The organism is Pseudovibrio sp. SCP20 (assembly GCF_057774105.1).
Genome location: NZ_JBYMDH010000002.1, coordinates 781,911 through 804,850, shown reverse-complemented (window position 1 = coordinate 804,850; position 22,940 = coordinate 781,911). Strand labels below are relative to the sequence as shown.

Sequence of the window (22,940 nt, the reverse complement as noted above, 5' to 3'; positions counted from 1 at the left end):
AATCTTTAGGCAAGCAAGTGCAGCATGCAGCCCGCCCTGTCAACTTTTTAGCGCACTCTCAACTCAGTTTGATGTCATCTTCAGACACCATCATGCTCCCCAAGATTTCACAGTAAACCTCTCCCCGGAATGATGCTAGGTCCTCAGCATCATCGGGAAACACAAAATGCCAGAGAGCTTTTGACGCAACGCACGCATCTCTAACCTTACATTAAGGACAAAAGACAGATTGGCGGTCACTTCTGACCTTTTTGCACTGCACGCTAGATAACTATGCTTTTTGCTAATGCAACCAGACTAAAAAGTGGCGCAAGCTCACACCAACTCATTTTTCAATACATTTGGTCAGGAGACTCAAAATGCTCTCAGGGAAAACCGCTGTAATCACTGGCTCCACCTCCGGCATCGGCCTTGCCTATGCCCGTGCAATGGCGGAGCAAGGCGCCAACATCATGATCAACGGCTTTGGGGATGCAGACGCAATCGAGAAAGAGCGCGCAGGTATCGAGTCCGATTTCGGCGTGAAATGCGTTTACTCTTCAGCGGATATGACCAAACCTGACGAAATTCACGCCATGATCCACGAGGCCCACAAAACCCTTGGCTCTGTCGATGTTCTCGTCAACAACGCAGGTATTCAGCACGTTGAAGCGATTGAACATTTCCCGGTCGAAAAGTGGGATGCCATCATCGCGATCAACCTGTCATCCGCATTCCACACCATCCGTACAGCAGTGCCTTACATGCGCGAAGCAGGCTGGGGCCGCATCATCAACACCGCCTCCGCACATGCCCTCGTCGCGTCACCATTCAAGGCAGCCTATGTCTCAGCCAAACACGGCATCGCAGGCTTGACCAAAACAGTTGCACTGGAAGTGGCAGAAAACAACATCACAGTGAATGCCATCTGCCCGGGCTATGTCTGGACTCCTCTCGTCGAGAAGCAGATCCCGGACACTATGAAAGCACGCAATATGACTGAGGAGCAGGTGAAAAAAGAAGTCCTGCTAGCCGCTCAACCAACCAAAGAGTTCGTAACCGTAGAACAGGTTGCTGGTCTTGCCGTGTTCTTGTGCTCTGATACGGCAGCTTCAATCACTGGCACTCTATTGCCAATCGATGGTGGCTGGACAGCTCAATAACCAAACCTACGATTTCCCAGCTGTTCTAATCTGGCGACCCACGGAGGTCCATATGGCAACGCCTCGGAAGACTGCGAAGAAAGAACGGAAGAAAATCAATCTGGCCTTACAAGGTGGAGGAGCCCACGGCGCCTTCACCTGGGGCGTTCTGGATTGGCTCCTGGAAAACGAAGACTGGGAAATCATCGGCATTTCGGGCACCAGCGCCGGTGCCATGAATGCTGTTGTAATGGCAGATGGCCTCGTGGAAGGCGGTCAAGAAGGTGCTCGCAAAGCCCTCACCCGCTTCTGGAAATCAGTCAGCGCAGCAGGTGAAACCAGCCCATTCCAGCGCAACCCGCTGGACGTGTTCATGGGAAACTGGAGCTTGGACAATTCTCCCATGTACCTCGCTTGGGATCTCGCCTCCCGCGTTGTCTCGCCATACCAGCTCAATCCCATGAACTACAATCCGCTCCGTGATCTCGTCGAACAGCAGATCAACTTCGAGCGTGTACGCAGCTGTAAGGAGGTCGATGTCTACGTCGCCGCCACCAATGTGCGCACAGGTAAGATCAAAATCTTCGCCAATGAAGAGCTGACACTCGACGCTGTTATGGCCTCCTCTGCCTTGCCACACATGTATCAGGCCGTCGAAATTGGAGACGAAGCGTACTGGGACGGCGGTTTCATGGGCAACCCACCGCTCTTCCCTCTGTTTAAGCAAGGCGGACACACGGACGTTCTGCTCATCCAGATCAATCCGGTTGAAAGAAACGAACTGCCACACACCGCCCAAGAAATCTCAGAGCGCCTGAATGAAATCACATTCAACTCCACCTTATTACGCGAGCTGCGTGCGATCGAGTTTGTGACCCGACTGATTCAGGAAGGACGTCTGGACACGGACAAATACACCCGCGTGTTCATGCATCGCATCGAAGCAACAAAGGATTTAGCCCCGTTTGGCGCCTCATCAAAATTAAATCCACAATGGGAATTTGTGGAACTGCTCCACGACATCGGCAGGCAGGCAGCTAAAAAATGGGCTCACGATAACTACGACCATATCGGCAAACAAAGCACGCTCAACCTCGATCACGAGTTTAACTGAGCGTAAACGCAATGGTTAACACTCCCAAACCGCGTTGCAAATTGCGAAGCGGCAAAGGTAATCAAGCTGTAAAATTAACCTGCATTTTGGATGGAAACGACGCAGTCACCCCAGATCTTGTGCCAAATTTTTCTCTCAAAACTGGCACAGCTTTTGCTCTTAAATAAGCAGCTGATATCAAGGTATTGCGTAATCAGCTTTAGAGAATATAGAGAGGGTTTTTGAGCGTTCTTTCAAAGCCCTCTTTTTCTTTGGCCAATGCATCCACGCTACACACAGGCCTATTCGAAAAAAATCGTTTTATCCCTAAAAAACTCTTTCAAAAAAATCAGCGTGCCAACCTTTTGGCAAGATTTTGGCGTTAGGAAAGACACGCTGATTGTTGAGTTATGCGTATTCAGCGCTACGGCGGGAGAAGCAGGCGTTTGCGACCCGACTTGCTTCTTCCGCTCACAAGCCTTCAAGCACATCTCTTAGCCCCTGATTTAGTAAGGAACCCTCGCTCTAGCAAGGGCAAAGGGCCTTATTCGACGGATATCACACCACGATCCGCGTTGCACGTAAAGCGTGTTCACTATTTCACGATTACAATCTTGGCGTTTGAAGGCCCATTCGCCTGAATCAGACTGAACAGCCTCTTCGCATTTTTCGGGTGCAACCGAACACAGCCATGCGACGCAGGCGCTCCCAACCGCTTGACCACATCCGTCCCATGAATGGCATAGCCTTTGTAGAAGAACACTGAGTAAGGCATCGGCGCGCCGTTATATTTCCGAGAGAAATAACGCTTGTGCATCCGGGTTGGCTTGAAGGTTCCCACAGGCGTCCTGTACCCACGCCGCGCAGTTGAGACAGGCCACGAATGACGCACCTTCCCATCGACAAAAATCCGCATGGTCTGTTCGGAGATATCAATTTTGGCCAGCACTTTGGAAGACGAAGCCTTCGCTGGAACCATAAGAAGTAAGCAAATAAACAGCAGTCCTGAAATAGTAATTATTGTACGCATACTGAAGCCCCCTCACTCAACGCAATACTCATCGTGAACTAACATGAGCTCTAACCTGAGTCTTTCATTAAGTTATTCTAAGGGGATTATTACCGACGAAGACAAAGCTGATACTTCAATAATGAGGTAATACAACTCTCAATATCAATACTGCATACATGCTTCTATTTTCATGAATATACACCCAGCTTCACTTCAAGCGGTGTTTTATTTTTAGATGGCTAGATGAAAACTCACCACGAGCAGCTAAAAGAAAAGCCCGGAACCAGATCCGGGCTTCATTCATAAATCGATCTGTACGCGTTAGTCGCTCTAGAACATGTCCCAAGCAAAGCGATAGGTGGCGCCAAAACCAACGGACCACATGTTGTCGTTCTGAGTGATAGGGCTATCCGCTGCCTCACCAATCAAACGATCATATCCACCCTGTAAGTGCAGGCCAATTGTGTCGGTAAGCGCATAACTTGCACGAACAACACCGCCAACGCTCTTGAAACCACCTTCAGCGGTATAAGGGCCGGAAGGACCACCAGCTGGAACACTGAAGTATGTGTTCATGTAAGAACCATCCGCAGCATCAACACGCGGACCAAACACAAACGTCAGTCGATCAGTAACCTCAGTGATCACATCAATACCGGCACGACCAACAAATCCGCGGTGACCGTTGAAGCCATGGCGCACCTCAATAAAGGCGCGGAACCAATCATGACGGAAACCACCACCAAGACCAATTTCACCGGCCCAAGGCACACGGCTCGTACCATCCAAAGAGCTGGAATCTGAAGGGTTACGCTCGCCTACAAAGCCAAAGGACGGGTAGATAAAGACGCCCTGCGTTTCTCCTTCCTTCACCTGACCAAATCCCGGCAGATAAAATCTCGAGAAAGCAATCAACGGCAACGGATAGATGATGTACTCATCGGCGCCGTCATATTTTGGATTAACAAATCCAGCAACACCGATATCCATTACGTATCTCTTGCTGGCTTGCTCGTCAGTCAGGTCGCCCGGCGTGAAATTATCTTCTGCCAGCGCGTGACTGGAAACGGAAGCAAGCGCTAAGCCTGCAAGAATACGAAATGAGGCGGTCATAGGTGCAGCCTTGATCGGAAGAAACAATTACCACTTATGATATACGTTTTGACCCGATTTGCAGACCTGTAGTTTCAGGAGTTTTCTACAGACTGTTGCGCATAGGCACCACAAAAATGAACCAGAGACAGTTTTTTCATCCCTTTTCACATTGGGTGAGTAAAACATGGTCATCAATTCCACGTGAAGCTGGCGTATTTTCTTCAATATCTTCAGTAAACACCCTGATGAAAAGCCCAGTTGAATCAAAGAGCACACGATCTTTGCAGATATTTTCCTAGGCTTCTGGACAAACGCAACGTCAATTTCAAATATCGGGAAAAATAATCCGCTTGGTTTCAGAGCCTTTGCCGATTATTCCTAGAAAATTCAGTGATAGTGGCTGTTTCTCTATCCAACACGAAACAAAAACAAAACCCCAGCCATTTGAAAGGTGCCAAACACATGTTTCTCAGCGTCTTTGAAATTTTCAAGATCGGCATTGGTCCGTCATCATCCCATACCATGGGCCCGATGACTGCCGCTGCACGTTTTCTGGATGAACTGAGAGACGGACGACGGATATGGCCCGGTGCCGGCGCACCAAAGCGCCTCCGCTGCACGCTTCACGGTTCCCTGGCATGGACCGGCAAAGGCCACGCAACCGACAGAGCCGTTGTGCTGGGTTTGGCAGGCTGCACCCCGGAAACATTGGATCCGGATGAAGCCGAAGCCCTTGAGAAGAAGATCGCCAAAGAAAAGAAAGTCCACCTGCCAGACCTGCCTGAGCTGGACTTCGATCCCGACAAAGACGTGATCTTTGACTTCGAAAAGAACTTACCCGGCCACGCAAACGGCATGGTGATCGAAGCGTACGATGCGCAGGATCGCCTCCACCTGCAGGAAACCTTCTACTCCATCGGCGGTGGTTTCGTTCTGACGGAAGAAGAGCTTGACCGCATGAAAGCAGCGGAAGCGGCTGGCAATGATGCTCCCGATGAAATCAAAGGCATGCCTTATCCATTTGCGACAGCAAAAGAAATGCTGGAGATGGGTCAGAAATCCGGCAAGACCATCGCTCAGATGAAACGCGCCAACGAGATCACTTCGCTTGATCCACAAGAGCTGGACAGCAAGCTCTGGCAAATCTGGGAAGTTATGGACGGCTGCATGGAGCGCGGCCTCAACACGGAAGGTGAGCTACCGGGTGGCCTGACCGTGAAACGCCGTGCAGCAGCCATCAAGCAGCAGTTGGAAGATGAGCGCGGCAACAACATGAGCATGCCTCACGTCGCCAACGACTGGCTCTCCGTTTACGCTATGGCGGTGAATGAAGAAAACGCAGCAGGTGGCAAAGTCGTCACCGCACCAACAAACGGTGCAGCAGGCGTAATCCCAGCAACCGTCAAATATTATCGCGAACACTGCCCGGGTAGCAACGACGAAGGTATCAAAACCTTCCTGCTCACCGCAGCAGCAGTCGGCGGCATCATCAAACACAACGCATCTATTTCCGGCGCAGAAGTTGGTTGTCAGGGCGAAGTCGGCTCAGCGGCGGCTATGGCAGCAGCAGGTCTCTGTGCAGCCCTTGGCGGCACCAATGAGCAGATTGAAAATGCTGCTGAAATCGCGCTGGAACATCACCTTGGCATGACCTGTGACCCGGTTGGTGGCCTCGTTCAGGTGCCATGCATTGAGCGCAATGGCCTTGGGGCCATCAAAGCAGTTTCAGCGGCCTCGCTGGCACTGCGCGGCGACGGCTCTCACTACATGCCACTCGACAACTGCGTAGAAGCCATGCGCCAGACCGGCGTTGAAATGAACGACAAGTATAAAGAAACCAGTAAAGGCGGTCTGGCAGTCAACCTGCCAGAATGCTGATCAATCAGGCTACGGTGGCGGCAGGTTTCTGCCCCACCATCATCTGGCGTTTTGTGCCATAGCCTTTGATACGCTCAACATCAAAACCCGCAGTCTGCAAATTCCGGCGCACCCATCCGGCAGCGGTGTAGGTGCCGAACGTGCCGCCAACAGCTGTTTTCTCACCAACAGCCAACATCAGATCTCTGCCCCAAAGCTCAGGGTTCCGTGCTGGATTGAAGCCATCGAGGAACCAGGCATCCACCGGGAATGACAGCGATGGCAGCATCTCGCGCGCATCACCAACACCCAACAGCAACCGCACCCCATCGATGGTAATCGGGTTCCAACCCGGCTGAGGGTTCCAGGCTGCCAGAAGCTTGTCTTTGAGAGTTTTAAGCTCAGGCCATTGAGAGAGCGCTTTGTCAATCTCTGCTGCATCCATCGGATAGAGCTCAAACGAAACATAAGTCAGCTTCGTCCGCTCCGCCTCAGGCAAGCTTAGCAAAAGCTCCAGAGTGGCCAGAAAATTAAGTCCGGTTCCAAATCCCAACTCAGCAATGGTAAATGACGGGGCCCCCTTCCAGCGTTCTGGAAGCTTGTTACCCTGCAGAAATACGTAGCGCGTTTCGCCTAATCCACCGGCTTTGGAGTAATAAGTATCTCCAAACTGCGACGCATACGGCACATTCGCATCATCCCATTCCAATTTTGGGCGCTCTGTCATATGTCTAAGCCAAATCTCTAACGTACAAATCGGTTGGGCTTATACCCCAACCTGGGAAATAAAAAAACATGACCTACGATATAGTTGTTGTTGGTGGGGGAATTTTCGGACTCAGCGTCGCTAAAGCCGCACTCGGAAAAGGCTTGAAAGTCGCTCTTCTGGAAAAGAACACAATTGCTTCGGGTGCAAGTGCCGGTCTTGTCGGCGCTTTGATGCCTCACGTTCCTAGTCAATGGAACGACAAGAAGCAGTTTCAGCTGGACGCCCTGATCGAACTCTCCGATATCGTAGCAGAGCTTGAAGAAGCCACAGGCATGACCGTCGGCTACAGCCGTGCAGGCCGATTGATCCCACTCTACACAGAACACAAGCTCGAACATGCCCTCTCCCGCGTTGAAGAAAGCAAGCAGCGCTGGAGAAGCGATGAAACCGGCTTCACCTTCAACGTGGTGAAAGAAACACCATTCAGCGACTGGCTCACACCGGAAGCAGCACCGCTTGGCATCATCTGGGATACTCTGGCGGCACGCGCCAATCCACGCCTCGTTTCAGCTGGCCTCAAAGCTTTCCTCGAAACCCGCATCGATATCATGGAACACACTGAGTTCCTCAACTTCAATGAGACCACTAGCACTGTCTCACTCGGAAACGGCGAGACCCTGAAAGCAGATCGCGTCGTTCATTCGGCAGGCTATGAAGGATTTGGGCGGCTCAGCGAGATGGCAGGCAAAACCATCGGCATGGGCGTAAAGGGACAATCCCTTCTTCTGGAATACAAAGCTGAAAAACCTCTGCCGGTAATCTACGATAATGGTATCTACGTTGTCTCCCACGCCAATGGAACTGTCGCTATCGGCTCCACCTCTGAGCAGGAGTGGACCAGCAAGGAGCCTGTAGAAGCTGACATCCAGACCATGCTCACCAAAGCAATAGGCTTCTGCCCTTCCCTCAAAGGCGCTCCAATCATTACCCGTTGGGCTGGCATCCGTCCAAAATGCAAAAAACGTGATCCATTGGTTGGCCTCATTCCAGACACTAAGAAAACATGGGTGGCAACCGGTGGCTTCAAAATTTCCTATGCCATCTCTCACCGCATCGCAGCTTGCCTGATGCAGGAAATGTTCCCGGAACAGGGCAAACCAATTCACCTGCCAGAGAGCTTCAAGCCTACCTTCCACTTTGGCTAAAGCAAATCACCATAGCCCGTAAGCGGTTTCCCCCTCCATTTCAGGGGCATACCGCTATCGGCAATTGGCATTTTTTCATGGGCTCATTGCGGAAATTAGCTCTAAATATAGAAAAATGAGGCATACTGGATCTTGCAGGTGCCTCAGTTCAAAGTTACATGAAGAACAACTCTGTTTCCTGAGCTCTGTCTTAAAGGAAGCAATTTAGAAAGTTCATCTCCGCAAACTTGGAGTTTAACCAGTCCATGCGCGCTATCCTTGATGTCGTTTTCGTCATTTTAAATCTTTATTGGTGGGTTGTTATCGCAAACGTGATCTTCTCGTGGCTCTACGCGTTCAACGTGGTGAACTCGAGCAATCAGTTCATCGCCATGATCGGACAGACCCTCTACAATCTGACAGAGCCGCTCTTGCGGCCAATTAGACGTTTCCTTCCACCAATGGGTGGACTGGACCTTTCCCCGATCATTCTGTTGCTCGGTATATTCCTTATTCAGCGCATCATTGGCCTCTACATCTACCCCTACGTCTTCTAAGTAGTGGCAGACGAACGCCCTTGGAAACTGCAGGCTGACGGAATTCTCATTACCGTCCGCCTCACCCCCAAATCCTCCAAAGATCAGATTGAGAAAATCGGCACACAGTCTGACGGACGTCCGCTTGTCCTGGCAAGAGTTCGCGCAGTGCCGGAAAAGGGCGCAGCCAACAAAGCCGTTGCAGCCCTGTTTGCAAAAGCACTTTCTGTTCCAAAATCTTCAGCTGAAGTGATTGCAGGCTCCACGGCCCGCATAAAAACTCTGCGCGTTCAGGGAGATCCGCAGGATCTGGCAAAAAGGCTAGAAGATCATCTCTCCTAGCCTTTAAAGCATTTAGTCTTCTAGCTTACGTGCTTCTTCTTCCAACATGATCGGAATACCGTTCCGAATTGGGTAAGCCAGCTTAGCAGCGCGAGAAATCAACTCCTGGTTCTCAGCGTTGTACTCAAGCGTTGTCTTCGTCACAGGGCAGACCAACAACTCCAGAAGGCGTCGGTCCAGCTGTGGCGCTTCAAATTCGCTCATAGAGCCCTCATTCATCTCTTATCATTACCTGCATCACTGAAGAGTGCTGCCAGCACCACCGTTGCCTCGTGCCAGCTCCACTTCAGCCAGCGCAATCAGCGTATCCGCACGCACTTTCAGATTCTCTGTTTCCAACAGAGCCTGCTTCTCTTTAGGTCCATAAGGACTCATCATGCACAGCGCATTGACCAATACCTCGGTCGAAGCAGAATTCACGCTATCCCAGTCAGCTTCCAGATCATTAACGCTCAAATACTCCTTGAGCGTTGAAAGCAGCAGCTCACGGTCCACATCGTCTTCACCAAGGCCTGTCTTCAGATCACTGGCAAATCGGGTCGGATCCACGTGCCCACGACGGAATGGCGCACGTTCTTCCAACTCACCACGAAGCTCAAAGCGGGAAACACCGGAAAGCGTAATCAGATAGCGGCCATCGCCACTCTCCTGAAAACCGGTAATACGCCCCATACAGCCAACGGTGCAAAGCTTTGGCCGTCCGGCCAGCTCTTCATCGCTTGTATCAAACTGCGGCTGAATCACACCAATCATCCGGTCAGTGCGCAAAGCACTGTCGATCATCGCGGTGTAGCGCGGCTCAAAAACATTGAGAGGCATATGGGAGCGCGGGAGCAAGATAGCTCCCGGCAAAACAAACAACGGCACAACCTGCGGCAGATCATCCAGACCTGCGTAGGTCGCATTTCCAACAGTCATCGAGGCCACTTAAGTGCTCTCCGCTCTTATCATTAGGCCAAGATTACGAGAATAAAATTGAGGAGAGTTTACGGCGACCATAAACAGCACCTGCATCTTTGAAGCCCCAAGCCTCAAAAAACTGCAGCAACTGCTTGCGTGCACCATCTTCATTCCACTCGCGGTCACGGCGAATAATTTCAATCAGTTCATCAACAGCGCCGGTCTTGTCGCCCTTGCCGCTCAATGCAAGCGCAAGGTCAAAACGGGCCTGATGATCATCTGCATTTGCTTCCACACGCCCACGCAGCTCAGCAAGATCGTCCAGTCCTTCTGACTGCTCAGCCAGTTCCAGCGCAGCCTTAGCCGCAACAAACTGCTGAGAGTCCTGCTTGTCTTCCGGGACCATGTCGAGCATCTGCTTGGCATGTTCCTTCTCACCAAGCGCGAGATAGCACATGGCAAGGCCGCTCAGTGCATGCACGTTGCCAGCATCAATGGAAAGCGCGCCACCGTAAAGCTGCGCAGCTTCCGGATAGCCTTCCGCATCTCGAAGCTCATCAGCCTTCTCAAGCATCACTTCCAGATCGCTTGGGCCAATCTTCACGCCGATGCGGTCGAGGAACTTTTTAACTTCACCCTCAGTCTGCGCGCCCATGAAGCCATCAACTGGCTGGCCACCTTTAAACGCAAACACAGCCGGGATCGACTGAACACCCATCTGACCCGCAACTTCCGGGTACTCTTCGATGTTCATCTTCACCAGCTTAACAGCGCCATTCGCTTCCTTGACCACTTTCTCAAGCGTCGGAGTAAGCTGTTTACACGGACCACACCAAGGTGCCCAGAAATCAACGAGAACAACCTGATTACGGGAGCCCTCGATTACATCCTGCACAAAGGTCTGAGTGGTCGTATCTACAATCAAGTCAGCCGCAGCTGCAGGAGCAGCGGATGGGGAAGCCGCACCAGCCTGTGTGTTGGTCTGGTAACCACCGCCATATCCACCACCAAGGGAGCCTCCAAAGCTACCACCTACGGAATAACCGGATCCACTCATTCTCTTGACCCTTTACCTGAACTGGGAGCTGCTTTTATCAGCGCTCCGCATATCAAAATCTTTAACTGCTGCCTAAAATGGTCTTAGACGAGACCAATTACAATTGGCGATCACTCAGTTTTTATAGATCTTCAGTGACTTTCTGCGCCTCTGCAGACACCGCAAGCACTCTTGCGTCATGCCCACACGCCTTTGCAAAAGCCATCAGCCCATCTGCCGAAATCGCTGTCGAAGCATTGTTCAGCAGCGGATGGAAGTTCAGAACTTCCTGCTCCATCATGTTCGCGTCAAACACAACAGAAACCCGTTGCGCCTCACGATCATTGATCAGAGAAAACGGCGTCACAGATCCCGGCGTTACACCCAGAACCTCTTCCAACAGATCAGCCTTACCAAAAGATACGCGACCAGATGCACCAATGATGCTGGAGATCTTTTTCAGATCAATCGTAGCATCATGGAGCGCAACAACCAAAAAGAGATTCCCCTTCTTGTCTTTCAGAAAGAGGTTTTTGGTGTGCCCACCGGGAATACGATCATGCAAGTCAGCAGACTCAGCAACCGTGAAAACCGGTTCATGATCAATGGTAGAAACCGGAATGTTCAGCTCTTCCAAAAAGGACATCAGTTGCGAACGGCTTGCTGGCATGTAGAAGAACCTCCCCCAAGTCTCTGAGATAAACCAAGTGTTTGCCACATAAATGCTGCACCGTTTTAAGGCACCCATAAAAAAAGGCAAGCAGTCCATAAGAACTGCCTGCCTCTCGCAAACCGGGGGCGAATAGTTTGCTTAGTGAGCCGTCATGACAGACGGATCAGGGAGTGGTGTAGAATCTGTCCGAACCGGAAGGATCGGATACTCAACAACCGGCTGCTCACCTGTAAGGGTCTTCAGGAAAGCAGTGATCGCATCAATATCTTCATCAGTCAGTTCTGCACCCAGCTGAGAGCTGGCCATAATGGCAACTGCCTGTTTCAGATCCCAAACTTTACCGGAATGGAAGTAAGGGGCTGTCAACTCGATGTTACGCAATGGAGATGCACGGAAAACGTACTCTTCTTCAGCGGTTTGAGTGACAGCAAAGCGGCCTTTGTCGTTTGCCGGAAGAACATCAGCGCCTGGTTTCTCAACCACACCGAATGGATAGTACCCTTCACCACCAATGTTCACACCGCCATGACAAGCAGCACAACCAGTGTCCATAAACGCCTGAAGTCCCTGCTTTTCCTGAGCACTGAGCGCATTTTCGTTGCCCTCAAGGAACAGGTCAAACTTGGATGCTGGCGTGATCAAAGTTGCCTCATAAGCTTCGATAGCCTTCGCCATATTGTCGAAGTTCGTCGCTTTATCTTCACCGGGAAATGCTCTTGCAAACTGCTCGGTGTAGCCAGGCATACTGTTCAGCACAGCTTCAACCCGCTCTGGCGTACTGGCCATTTCAACACCAGCCTGCACAGGGCCTTTTGCCTGCTCCTTCAGATCTTCAGCACGACCATCCCAGAACTGAGCAAGGTTGAACACAGCATTCAGAACGGTAGGCGCGTTGCGCGGCCCCTTCTGCCATCCATGGCCGATGGATGTTTCCAGATTGTCATCCCCACCCATGCCAAGGTTGTGACAACTGTTGCACGACAACAAACCAGAGAGCGATAGCCGCGGATCAAAAAACAGCTTACGCCCCAGATCGATTTTTTCGCGGGTGATTGTGTTGCCTTTTACAGCAGGTACAGCGTGCGGGATCGGCTTGAAGTAAGAGCGCGCCTCTTCCAACAACTCAGACTGAGCCAAGGCTCCTCCCTGAGCAGCTAAGCTGAGAACAGATGCGCCAATCAATGTCTTAATTATAGCTCGCATGAATTCCTCCATCATCACGAGATAATGGATTTTAGAATCGCTATAAACAAAAGCACATTGATGCAACCGCTTGACATTTACTATAGGATTTTCAAAACTAAAAACCCAGAATAACGCTACCTACAATGATACAATATTTATACTTATAAAAAATATTCAGAATATGAATTGAAGATATACTTATAAATACTTCAATATTAGCAAAATCTAATCATATAGCATGCACAGTTCATCTCTTTTTGGATTTAGAATAACTCTAATATAGTATTCTGATTGAGTACTCTCAAAACCTGCAACTTGCATTTCCTAAGGGCAGCACTGGATCGCTGAAAAAGTTCTCAGCAAGTATACAAATCTGTATGTGCGACATACTGCCCCCACTTACAAAATGTGATCTCCTCCACCCAGCTACAGTTTTCTTAGCCATGATCTCACAGGTAATTTTTCCGGTTGGACAATAAATTTCCTGATCCCATTGAGATATATGAGAGAACTAATTTCCTTTTTGCAGCTCATCGCCTCAGTTTCCGACAAAATCACATAGGTTATTTTGCGCAGATGCAATTATTTCCACAACAGGAAAAACACCTTATAATTTCACCTAAGCCATTGTATTTAAATAGATTACAAGATCAGCCTCACAACAGTTACGTCCACAAGCACTTGGAAATCCCACAATGAATTTCAAATTCCTTGTTGCATTCACCCCGAGCTTTTGTCATATAGCTCCCACCTCACCGACGGGGCCGCAACAAACGGTCCTAGCGAAACAGAATGCGGGCGTAGCTCAGGGGTAGAGCATAACCTTGCCAAGGTTAGGGTCGTGAGTTCGAATCTCATCGCCCGCTCCAGTTTCTCTAAGAAGCTGAGTTTTCGCGAAGTTGGAATTTTTTGGATATGCGGGCGTAGCTCAGGGGTAGAGCATAACCTTGCCAAGGTTAGGGTCGGGCGTTCGAATCGCCTCGCCCGCTCCAAAAAAACAAAAGAACCGCCGCTAGGCGGTTTTTTGTTATCTGGACTTCTCTTTCCATACAAAGCGTTACACGGTTTCTTCCTCTTCCAGCCAAGGAGGGAATGGCGTGTTCTCAGCAGACATAATGTTCATGAACTGTGATTGGAAGTAATTCGTCCGCCCCAACACAGGCATGAACTTCTGCCGGAAGAGGCGAATAGCAGTATTGTTGGAAGCCAGAAACCGCGTCCCAGAATCCACTGTCTTCAAAACTTCCGCAGCAACTGGCCTTCGATCCAACATATATTGATGCGTAAGACCGGTAGAAACCTGCCACGCCAACCACGCAGCGTCCTCAATCCCTAAGTTCATCCCTCTCCCACCGAACGGAGAGTGTATATGCGCTGCATCCCCAACCAGAAACACGCGGCCTTTCTGGTACAGGTTCACCAGCCTGTGCGAGATGCGGAAGGTTGATTTCCAGTTGACCTTATTGACCTTCAGGATCGGCGGCATGTTCTCCAATGGATCAACATGATCCGCAACAATCCTTGCACGGGTTGCAGAAAACGGGATGACCCCAAAGATATTCGGCGATCGGTCAAACATAGTCGGCCCATCCATGGAAAGCGTCGGCTCCAGCTCCACATCTGCCAGCCCCCAATCCTGCGGGTAGGAGCTGCCTGAGAAGGTTAATCCCATCTGCGAGCGCACAACAGAGTGCGCCCCATCAGCACCTATCACCATTGGCGGATGAAGCACTTCTTCCTTACCGCTGCTTGTTTCAAGCACAGCAGTAACCTTGTCATCCTGCTGCTCCAACCGCAGCAGCTCACATTCCCGTTCAACTGGAACGCCTTGCTCAGTCAAATGTCGCTCAAGAACAGTCTCAGTCTCATATTGAGGCAGAGCCAGCATGAAGTTGAACGCCCCACCCAACTCAGAAAGGTCCACTTCCAACAGCTCATCACTGGGGCCACGAAAATGGACATGGTTCATCCGCCAGCCCTTCTCCAGCAACCTGTCAGTCACGCCAGAAGGCTTCAGAATTTGCATTGTCCTGGGGTTAATCGCGAGTGCGCGGGACTGTGCATGAGGACGCGAGTTCTTATCAATGATGCGGGGCGTGAACCCACGCCGCTTCAACTCAATTGCAGCAGTCAGCCCACTGGGCCCTGCTCCAACAATCAAAATGCGTCCTCTTTGCATTGCAATCCTACCGTACAGAAGGCTTTACGCGGCAAGCTTATGCAAAAGACGCTGTAGGAGCGTTGAACCAGTAGCACGAACTTTAATCACTCTCGGAGGAGCTTGTTTGCCCTTCTTGACCAGACGTAGGATTTAGCGTTTACCTGCGCCATCAAGCTCTCGAGCATGTTCTAAAGGATGGTAATTGATGACAACGCCCTGCCCGTGCCAATCAGGAAAAGACTTCGAAGTCTGCTGTCAGCCCTTTTTGGAAGGCAAAGCCATGCCTGAAACCGCAGAGCAACTAATGCGCTCCCGTTACAGCGCTTATGCGACACAGAACGTTGATTACCTGAAAGAAACACTCTGGCCGCGCTATCAGAAAGCCTTCAACCCTATCGAAATTGCCGAATATGCCCAACAAACCCAATGGGTTGGCCTCGATATTCTGGCAACCGAAAAGGGACAGGCAGATGACGCTAAAGGCAGTGTCTTGTTCTGCGCTAAATATCTGGCCCATGGGCAGTTTGGAGAGCAGCGCGAACTCAGCCTCTTCAAAAAACGCAAAGGTCGCTGGTACTACGTTGAACCTTTAGAAGAAGGTGCTCGCCTCTAAAGGCACTTTTCTCATTCTATAGACGCAATTTCTGACGAAGACCCACTCTAAAACAAGGTCTTCGTTTTACTTGATGCAGATAGCTGGCTCCCAGCAGCCAATGCCCCTCCCAGCACCAACTAAAATTCCAAAACTAGGCCCAAAGTGGGAGGCATGACCGAGGGTAATCCTCACTTAATCAGGCCTACTCCGTCTATTTCAGCTCATTTCAGAGTGCATTTCCTAAGCCAGCTATGAGTTTCCCACACCTTTAGGTTGCACGCCTCAGCACCCCTCTTTTTCCGATAAACATACCTTAGCGTAACGACTTAGCAGAATCGCTACAAGGTTCGCACCAGCTCCACTGCATCCAATCTTATTAAAATTCGAAAAAAAACTATTTCAAAATATCAGATTCTATGTGTATGACGCACAAATACAAACACACACCGGACATCTTATAAATGAACGTGATTCACGCTAATAGAATGGAATTCATGAAGTGGAGATCATTAATACAAAGCACACCTAATACAGTAGGATCAGGATGTGAAATCTACGAATCTACTAAAGAATTACATTTAAACGACGGATCGCTAGCTCTCATAAGTAAACCTAATCATGAATGCATAGAATTACTACAAAACTTTTCTCACAAAGAACTTACAGAAACTCAGTACCTTCAGTTCCGTGCCTACAAACTTGTCGAGACAGGTTTTGGAGGCCGCCGATTTTGGGCAGTTAAGATCGTTGCAGGCAAACATCCAAAAAATCCTGGCTTGCGATTGGCAACTGTTGGATGGGTCAAAGGCACCACAATGAAACGCGCGTTCACCGAAATAAAAAAAGTACTCAAAGGTGACGCACAAATCTGCAAAGACCCACGCCATTAAACATCAAAATAAGCTGGCAAATTGCCAATGCTGAACACATCACTCCAAATCACTGAAATGCACGCGCCAATATAACTTTCTTCAGCCTCAAGTCCGAAAGTTCCCTGCGAACGGCCCCCGACCACACCAAGCAACAAATCAAAATCGATGGTTCATAAAACAGGCTACGATCGCAGCACCTTCCCCTTTAACTCCTTAGCAGGCAAACCAGCCACAAAGCTCATGCTTAAAGAAATCCACTCCCGAAGCGTCGCCTGATCACACATCTCAGCCGCAACAAACACCAGTCCACCCATTCGCCGACCACCAAGCTCCACAATCTCGGCCCCTTCACGCCCGAGAGCCTCCGCTTCATTGTCTTTGCCAACCCGAAACATGAAGCGAGGCTCTTCACTCTTAATCCGATGCGCCCCAGCCAGCATGTTCCCATCCAGAAAGAAGCAAAGACCACCCATCATCCGCTTCTCCGAAATCCCCATGATCCCCTCCAACTCCACCCGAAGCCGATCACTCAATTCCTCATCATAAGCCATGGAATCTCTACTCCTGAGCCACAACAGACAATTCTTAAGACACCGCACAAGAGAACAGCCTGAATTACAAAATAACTCATCCCAAACTGGAGGGGATAAATCGCTAGTGGAAGTTTCGCCCTCGCGGCAAACTATGACGCGCCTTCTGGGCGAGTTCAGCATAATCTTTTGCCACTTCCGGAACTTCCTGCACCAACTTCGCTAATCCCCGCCCAGGCTGGATTTTCGCAGCTAACTCAATAACAGGACGACGCACTTCATCTGCATGAGCCAAACCGGCATCTGCAAACTCAGCAACTGACAACTGCCCAAGCAGATCTGTCATATCTTCCAAATGCTCGGCGACCACATGGATGACACCTTCAGCACTCTGAAGTCGCCCTGTTACCTTGATAAAACGGGTGCCAAGTACCAGCGCACGATATTTTTCAAAACATTTTGGCCAGACGATCACGTTCGCAATACCGCTCTCGTCTTCCAGCGTCATGAAAATCACTCCCTTCGCAGATCCCGGCCTCTGTCTCACAAGAACAAGCCCAGCCACCGAAACTTTGCGTCCAGCACGCAAATCTTTCAAATCATCGCACAAAATAACGCAAGACTGCGCGAGGGACTTTCGCACGAACCCAACAGGGTGGCCTTTCAGAGAAAGCGTTAAACTTTGATAGTCCGCCATAACATGCTCACCAGGCAACATTGGAGGCAAGTGAACATCTGGTTCTGGCCGCAATTCATGCAAGTTAGCTTGATCAAAAAGAGGCAGTCTTTCAGCCGCCCCACCAGCCTCCAAGCCTTGTGCAGCCCACAATGCTGCTCGCCGATCCAAACCAAGTGACCGAAACGCATCAGCTTCTGCAAGCTTGGCAATAACAGAACGCGGCAATCCCGTTCTCAGCCAGAGGTCACGAACAGAGTCATACCCACGACCTCGCACAGCAACGAGTTTTTCCATATCAGCTTCAGCTAAGCCTTTGACACTCCTGAATCCCAGCCGTACAGCGTGATCAGATTTAATCGTGCCCTGCATTTCCTTATGCCGAGGATGCAAGCGCCGCCACGCCTCCGCATCAGGCTCCAATACAGCATCCCAGCAGGAGAGATTAATATCCACTTCCCGAACATCAACACCGTGCTCCCGCGCATCCCTCACCAGTTGCGCAGGGGCATAAAATCCCAGAGGTTGAGAATTAAGCATGGCAGCACAAAACACATCAGGATATCGTGCCTTTAGCCAGCAAGAGGCATAAACCAGCAGAGCAAAACTCGCTGCATGGCTCTCAGGGAAACCATACTCCCCAAACCCCTCAATCTGCTTAAAGCATCGCTCTGCAAAGTCTTTTTCATATCCACGGTCAACCATCCCATTGACCATTTTATCCTGAAACGTCTTAATGGTTCCAACACGACGGAAAGTCGCCATAGCACGCCGTAAACGATCAGCTTCACCGGGAGTAAATCCGGCAGCTACGATAGCAATCTTCATCGCCTGTTCTTGAAACAGCGGAACTCCAAGTGTCTTACCCAGCACGTCTCGGAGTTCTTCTTTAGGAAAGTTGACCGCTTCTTTCTTTTGCCGACGCCGCAAATACGGATGCACCATGTCACCCTGAATAGGGCCAGGCCGCACAATCGCAACTTCAATCACCAGATCATAAAAAGAACGCGGTCTTAGCCTCGGCAACATGCTCATTTGAGCGCGGCTCTCAATCTGAAACACCCCTAAAGTGTCAGCCCGGCAAATCATATCGTAAACTTCAGCTTCTTCCGCTGGTAAGCTCGCAACTGTCCAATCTTGATTATAGTCTTTTCTTAATAAATCCAAAGCCTTACGAATAGCTGTCAACATCCCGAGAGCAAGCACATCAATCTTCAAAAGTCCAAGAGACTCCAGATCATCTTTGTCCCACTCAATTGTAGTGCGATCCTCCATCGCAGCATTCATCACCGGCACGACTTCATCCAGGCGCCCCTGAGTAATCACAAAGCCACCAACATGCTGGGAGAGATGGCGAGGAAAGCCAATCAATTCCTTGGCATACTTAAGAACTTGAGCAACCACAGCTTCCTGAGGATCTAAACCAGCCTCTCGTACCTGTTCCGCATTCCCACCTCCAGAAGAACGTCCCCAAATCGTTCCTGACAAAGCCCCCGCTGCATCCTCCGACAGGCCAAACACCTTGGCAACTTCCCTTAGGGCAGAACGAGATCGATAGGTGATGACTGTCGCAGCGAGCCCTGCCCGCTCTCTTCCGTATTTCTGATAGATATACTGAATAACCTCTTCTCGCCGCTCATGTTCAAAATCGACATCAATATCGGGAGGCTCTTTACGTTCAGGAGAGATAAAACGCTCAAACAGCAAACCAGCTCGTTTAGGGTCAACCTCTGTAATACCAATGCAAAAGCAAACAACAGAGTTCGCTGCGGATCCACGTCCTTGGCACAAAATGTTTCTGGATCGCGCAAACCTAACAATGTCATGCACTGTCAAAAAGTATGGAGCATAGTCCAACTCTTCAATTAAGTTCAGCTCATAGGCGATCGACTCTCTTACGCTTTCAGGAACCCCTTCAGGATATCTGATCTGCGCCCCTTTCTTCGCCAATCGAGCAAGTTCTTGTTGAGGAGATAAACCTGACGCGATTTCCTCTTGAGGATAGTCATAACGCAATTCCGAAAGGCTAAAATTTATCTCATCCAAAATTCTCAAGGATTCCGTCAATGCCTCAGGGCAATCATGAAATAACTGCTCCATCTCCTCATAAGTTTTCAGGTACCGCTCAGCATTAGCTTCCAGCTTACGCCCAGCACTTTCAAGTGTTTCATGCAGACGAATGCAGCTCACAATATCCTGCAATGGACGCCGCGCAGCTTCATGATAGAGCACATCATTTACAGCTAGGATGTTGAGCCCACATGCATCCGCCAACTCCATCATTTGTAGCAGGAAGCGCCTATCACTAGCCCCATACGTCAAGGCAACAGCCAGACGCACCTGCTGTCCGAATACTGCAAGCAATGCTTCTAATGTCGTTTTGAGTGCTGAGAGGTTAGTTTTATTTTCCAAGCGGTTCGCAATTGGAGCTACAACAAATCCTGGTCCCTGTGCCAATAGGTCTTCAAGACGCAAATGACACTCTCCTTTAGGGGCCCGGCGATTACCAATTGTAAGCAATCTTGTTAGACGACCATAAGCTTCCCGATCAATGGGCCAACACAGAATTTCAGGAGAACCATCGACGAAGCAGAGTCGCACTCCAGTCACCATGCGCAGCTCTGCAGTATCAGCAGCAACATGAGCACGCACAACGCCAGCAAGCGAATTGCGATCACACACACCCAGCCCACTTAAACCAATACTTTTCGCTGTAAAAACAATCTCTTCCGGCTGCGAAGCACCGCGCAGAAATGAGAAGTTAGTTGCGCAGCAAAGCTCCGCATAACCGGAGCCGCGCATCAAAGGCGATCTCATGGTAGCTCCATTTGAAGTGTACTTTTTAAAGCGGCAAATCAAGTCCGCATATGTCAGGCATACAAACCTTGCAGATACCAGCGAGGCACTTCATTTTGCGCCCCATACAAGCCTTCCCGATAGAGCCAGAAACGTCTACCTTCCCGGTCTTCTACACGGTAATAATCACGAACACCTGCTGCACTGCGCCACCAAGGAGGAGCAATTCTTTGCGGCCCCTCGCTCGAGGAAATCTCGTAAGACGCCTTTCGCCAACGAAAACGTAATGGAGGCCCTTCAGGTACCATCGCCACAGCTTCGACAGGCTCTCCACGTGGTAACATTCTTAAGGGATGCTCCAAGGGGGCTTCCTCTTTTCGCTCACCATCAACGTCAGCCCAATAAAGAGCGTTTTCACGAACGGTAGCGGCAGGTACCAATGCACTTTGCACTTCAGGTAAATGCTCATCACATGGCAGGAATCGGCTAACTTGAGCCAAGCCCAAACGCGCGCCCAGACGATCGACCAGCTCAGCTAAATCATCTTCATGATGACTATTACCTTCCAGATTCAATTGGGCAGCAGAACAACACTGTGCCTCAAGCACCGCCAAACGAATTAAGTCATAACCAAAACCGGCATCTAGCTCATCACCAACTGTTTTCAGCCTCTCTCTGAAAAGCTGCAAAATAAGATTGGGTGCACGTATTGGACCACTGGTCCCTACTGCAAGGCGATTTACAACTCCATCAACCCGAAACAGCACCAACTCAAAGGCCCTGCCGCCTTCCTGGCGTTTCTCAAGCTCTTTCTGTAAGTTTTCTGAGAGGGACTGAATAACAGCAACAACATCATCCTCTCGTGCAATTGGCTCAAAAAAGCGCCTTTCGACAACAAGAGCAGGCGTATAAAGCCTGGGAGAAATCGGTTCTCCCTCCATTCCCAAGGCCTGATCCAGTCGCCTTACAAGATTCTCACCAAACCGGTTTGCCAGAGGGGCACGTGGCCTGTCTAACAGATCACCAATCACTGTCAGACCAACACGCATGAGGGAGGTTACAATACTCTCTTCAACCCTCAATAACTCAATGCTTAACGGTTCCAAAGCATCACGTTGTTCTCTGGGGGCAATAACACCACCATCACTTCTAGCGATAGCCCATGCAGCGCCAACAGTATCGGCAACGGCCCCAGACACGTGAAAGCCTTGCAGTTTAAGACGATTGAGGCAGTCATCGAGCATTGCCTTCTCACCGCCGAAAAGATGAGCACAGCCAGAGATATCCAACAATAAAGTGTCATCACCAACAACAGCAACAAGTGGCGTATAACGGTCGCACCAATCAGCTAATGCAGCCAATAAGGATTCATTAGCTTCTGGAATATCTTCTTCAGATTGCACATCTGGTACGCGCGCCCGTGCATCACTCAGAGCCTCTCCTGGAGATAGCCCTTCTTCTTTTGCCGCACCATTAACGCAGCTTAAACGGTAGGCATTTTTAACTTTGCGATAAACTATGATCGGCTTAACGGTATGCTCGCAAAGCCACGACTTGCCCAGTTCTCTCCGGCAAACTCGATCCGTTGCCAGTTCGGCGAACCATAGGCATAGAATGCGTTGGTGCTTCTTTGAAACAGCGTTTTGCATGGTTCCACTCCAAGTCACAGAAGCCTGGTCGGCCATCTCTGTTTTTCTCCAAGGTCACCCGCCATCCTGGATTACCAACAAAAGCACGAGAGGGCATGAACCTTCGTGCACGAACTGCCCCTGAAAAGCGTGAAGTTTTGGGTGCAATACGCCAACGACTTAAAGCAGCACTCGGATGTGCCTGCGCACCATGACGCGCAAGAAGCACCGGCACACCCGATTGCTCTGCACGTAAAACCAATCTCCGTGTAACCGTCAGATCAAAATTCCGAAAAGAACCAGCAATTTCCCCCACAACAGCACAAAGCGTAGAGCACTGTGCACCTTCCTCCATCGCCCATAAAACCTCTTCAGTTTTATTAGGTTGAACGAAAACAATTCGTGCCGGATCTACACCAAACTGCGCCAAGCCAGGTGGATAAGGAATCCCGGTTTCTTGCTGCACAGTTCTGTCTGTAACCCAAAGTATCGCACCTACTCGCTGCTTACTTATCAGGCTCAAAAGTGCGCATAAGAACCCAGACAATGCACCTGAAAGGCGCATCTCACTGGCATAGAATTCATGGAGCGATGCACCGTTGAGACCATCTCTGGCAAATAATCTGTCTAACTTAGAAACACCAAGCACAATCCTTGAAGAGAGTTCATTGCTTTCTAATGCGCGCGTACATTGCACCTCGCCAAGAGGAGCCGGTCCCTGCTCAGTTTGGGCGGACGCAGGGACCGGCGCAAGCTGAACTGCGGAGGGGAGGCGTCCCTCTAACACCGCCAGGCGGTGGCGCAGCTCTGCAATTTGCGATTTTTTCGCGTTCATATCACTCTCGGCAACTTTATTTTGTTCTCTATATGTTCTCATATTGATTCCGCCAAATTGCGCAAGAGTCAAGCACCAAAAACCATCAAGATATCAGCATAAAA

General features: G+C 50.1%; 21 protein-coding genes and 2 tRNA genes. 10 read left to right on the top strand and 13 right to left on the bottom strand.

The genetic code is table 11. From position 1 onward, the window contains the following. The first annotated feature begins 359 nt into the window (after positions 1–359). Together AC3CB2_RS12205 and AC3CB2_RS12200 are read left to right on the top strand one after the other, a co-directional pair. Positions 360–1,142 (top strand): 3-hydroxybutyrate dehydrogenase, encoded by a 783-nt coding sequence (locus AC3CB2_RS12205; protein WP_352931937.1) that lies wholly within the window; start codon positions 360–362, stop codon positions 1,140–1,142. Between the two features lie 52 nt (positions 1,143–1,194). After that, entirely contained in the window at positions 1,195–2,235 is a 1,041-nt protein-coding gene (locus AC3CB2_RS12200) for a patatin-like phospholipase family protein (protein WP_008550652.1), read from the top strand. Positions 2,236–2,809: 574 nt separating this feature from the next. On the opposite strand, the gene AC3CB2_RS12195 is transcribed toward AC3CB2_RS12200, so the two are convergent. Beyond that, positions 2,810–3,244 carry a L,D-transpeptidase gene (locus AC3CB2_RS12195; protein ID WP_041767748.1) on the bottom strand — a complete coding sequence of 145 codons (435 nt, stop codon included), beginning with the start codon at positions 3,242–3,244 and terminating at the stop codon, positions 2,810–2,812. Positions 3,245–3,556: 312 nt separating this feature from the next. Next, entirely contained in the window at positions 3,557–4,339 is a 783-nt protein-coding gene (locus tag AC3CB2_RS12190) for a MipA/OmpV family protein (RefSeq protein WP_352931939.1), read from the bottom strand. A 444-nt stretch (positions 4,340–4,783) separates the two neighbouring features. Between AC3CB2_RS12190 and AC3CB2_RS12185 the strand changes: the two genes are divergently transcribed. Then, positions 4,784–6,199 carry an L-serine ammonia-lyase gene (locus AC3CB2_RS12185; RefSeq protein WP_014283068.1) on the top strand — a complete coding sequence of 472 codons (1,416 nt, stop codon included), beginning with the start codon at positions 4,784–4,786 and terminating at the stop codon, positions 6,197–6,199. A gap of 4 nt (positions 6,200–6,203) precedes the next feature. Here AC3CB2_RS12185 and mnmC2 read toward each other — a convergent pair whose 3' ends face one another. Further along, a complete protein-coding gene (mnmC2, locus tag AC3CB2_RS12180) occupies positions 6,204–6,905 on the bottom strand; it encodes a tRNA (5-methylaminomethyl-2-thiouridine)(34)-methyltransferase MnmC2 (RefSeq protein WP_352931941.1) in 702 nt (233 codons plus the stop codon). Between the two features lie 68 nt (positions 6,906–6,973). Between mnmC2 and AC3CB2_RS12175 the strand changes: the two genes are divergently transcribed. The 3 genes from AC3CB2_RS12175 (at position 6,974) to AC3CB2_RS12165 (ending at position 8,949) form a co-directional block, all read left to right on the top strand. Next, a complete protein-coding gene (locus tag AC3CB2_RS12175) occupies positions 6,974–8,092 on the top strand; it encodes an NAD(P)/FAD-dependent oxidoreductase (protein ID WP_352931943.1) in 1,119 nt (372 codons plus the stop codon). Positions 8,093–8,337: 245 nt separating this feature from the next. Beyond that, on the top strand, positions 8,338–8,628 hold the full coding sequence (locus AC3CB2_RS12170) for a YggT family protein (RefSeq protein WP_352931945.1): 291 nt from the start codon (positions 8,338–8,340) through the stop codon (positions 8,626–8,628). 3 nt (positions 8,629–8,631) lie between these two features. Further along, positions 8,632–8,949 (top strand): DUF167 family protein, encoded by a 318-nt coding sequence (locus AC3CB2_RS12165; protein WP_352931947.1) that lies wholly within the window; start codon positions 8,632–8,634, stop codon positions 8,947–8,949. Between the two features lie 12 nt (positions 8,950–8,961). Here AC3CB2_RS12165 and AC3CB2_RS12160 read toward each other — a convergent pair whose 3' ends face one another. The 5 genes from AC3CB2_RS12160 to AC3CB2_RS12140 all read right to left on the bottom strand — a co-directional run bounded on the left by AC3CB2_RS12160 (position 8,962) and on the right by AC3CB2_RS12140 (position 12,761). Next, positions 8,962–9,153, bottom strand: coding sequence for a Trm112 family protein (locus AC3CB2_RS12160; protein ID WP_008550557.1), 192 nt, complete (start codon positions 9,151–9,153; stop codon positions 8,962–8,964). Between the two features lie 33 nt (positions 9,154–9,186). Next, on the bottom strand, positions 9,187–9,867 hold the full coding sequence (locus tag AC3CB2_RS12155; RefSeq protein WP_008550327.1) for an LON peptidase substrate-binding domain-containing protein: 681 nt from the start codon (positions 9,865–9,867) through the stop codon (positions 9,187–9,189). Between the two features lie 43 nt (positions 9,868–9,910). Further along, positions 9,911–10,906 carry a thioredoxin gene (gene trxA, locus AC3CB2_RS12150; protein WP_352931950.1) on the bottom strand — a complete coding sequence of 332 codons (996 nt, stop codon included), beginning with the start codon at positions 10,904–10,906 and terminating at the stop codon, positions 9,911–9,913. A 121-nt stretch (positions 10,907–11,027) separates the two neighbouring features. Continuing rightward, a complete protein-coding gene (locus tag AC3CB2_RS12145; protein ID WP_054785585.1) occupies positions 11,028–11,555 on the bottom strand; it encodes a prolyl-tRNA synthetase associated domain-containing protein in 528 nt (175 codons plus the stop codon). Between the two features lie 141 nt (positions 11,556–11,696). Next, positions 11,697–12,761, bottom strand: a complete 1,065-nt coding sequence (locus AC3CB2_RS12140; RefSeq protein ID WP_352931952.1) for a cytochrome-c peroxidase — start codon at positions 12,759–12,761, stop codon at positions 11,697–11,699. 776 nt (positions 12,762–13,537) lie between these two features. Here AC3CB2_RS12140 and AC3CB2_RS12135 point away from each other — a divergent pair. Both AC3CB2_RS12135 and AC3CB2_RS12130 read left to right on the top strand, forming a co-directional pair. Then, positions 13,538–13,612 (top strand) — tRNA-Gly (locus AC3CB2_RS12135). Positions 13,613–13,660: 48 nt separating this feature from the next. Next, positions 13,661–13,735: transfer RNA gene (locus tag AC3CB2_RS12130), tRNA-Gly, on the top strand. 65 nt (positions 13,736–13,800) lie between these two features. Here AC3CB2_RS12130 and AC3CB2_RS12125 read toward each other — a convergent pair. Next, positions 13,801–14,922: an FAD-dependent oxidoreductase gene (locus AC3CB2_RS12125; protein ID WP_352931954.1), complete on the bottom strand. Its 1,122-nt coding sequence runs from the start codon at positions 14,920–14,922 to the stop codon at positions 13,801–13,803. A gap of 187 nt (positions 14,923–15,109) precedes the next feature. Here AC3CB2_RS12125 and AC3CB2_RS12120 point away from each other — a divergent pair, with 187 nt between their 5' ends. Then, positions 15,110–15,517, top strand: coding sequence for a YchJ family protein (locus AC3CB2_RS12120; RefSeq protein ID WP_352931956.1), 408 nt, complete (start codon positions 15,110–15,112; stop codon positions 15,515–15,517). A gap of 476 nt (positions 15,518–15,993) precedes the next feature. Further along, a complete protein-coding gene (locus AC3CB2_RS12115; protein WP_128647530.1) occupies positions 15,994–16,389 on the top strand; it encodes a hypothetical protein in 396 nt (131 codons plus the stop codon). A gap of 164 nt (positions 16,390–16,553) precedes the next feature. Here AC3CB2_RS12115 and AC3CB2_RS12110 read toward each other — a convergent pair whose 3' ends face one another. The 4 genes from AC3CB2_RS12110 to AC3CB2_RS12095 form a co-directional block, all read right to left on the bottom strand. Further along, on the bottom strand, positions 16,554–16,922 hold the full coding sequence (locus AC3CB2_RS12110) for a TfoX/Sxy family protein (RefSeq protein ID WP_352931958.1): 369 nt from the start codon (positions 16,920–16,922) through the stop codon (positions 16,554–16,556). A gap of 103 nt (positions 16,923–17,025) precedes the next feature. Further along, entirely contained in the window at positions 17,026–20,379 is a 3,354-nt protein-coding gene (locus tag AC3CB2_RS12105; RefSeq protein WP_352933007.1) for an error-prone DNA polymerase, read from the bottom strand. 68 nt (positions 20,380–20,447) lie between these two features. Beyond that, positions 20,448–21,893 (bottom strand): Y-family DNA polymerase, encoded by a 1,446-nt coding sequence (locus AC3CB2_RS12100; RefSeq protein WP_488389886.1) that lies wholly within the window; start codon positions 21,891–21,893, stop codon positions 20,448–20,450. Positions 21,894–21,900: 7 nt separating this feature from the next. Next, positions 21,901–22,878, bottom strand: coding sequence for an ImuA family protein (locus AC3CB2_RS12095; RefSeq protein WP_352931960.1), 978 nt, complete (start codon positions 22,876–22,878; stop codon positions 21,901–21,903). Positions 22,879–22,940: the final 62 nt, after the last annotated feature.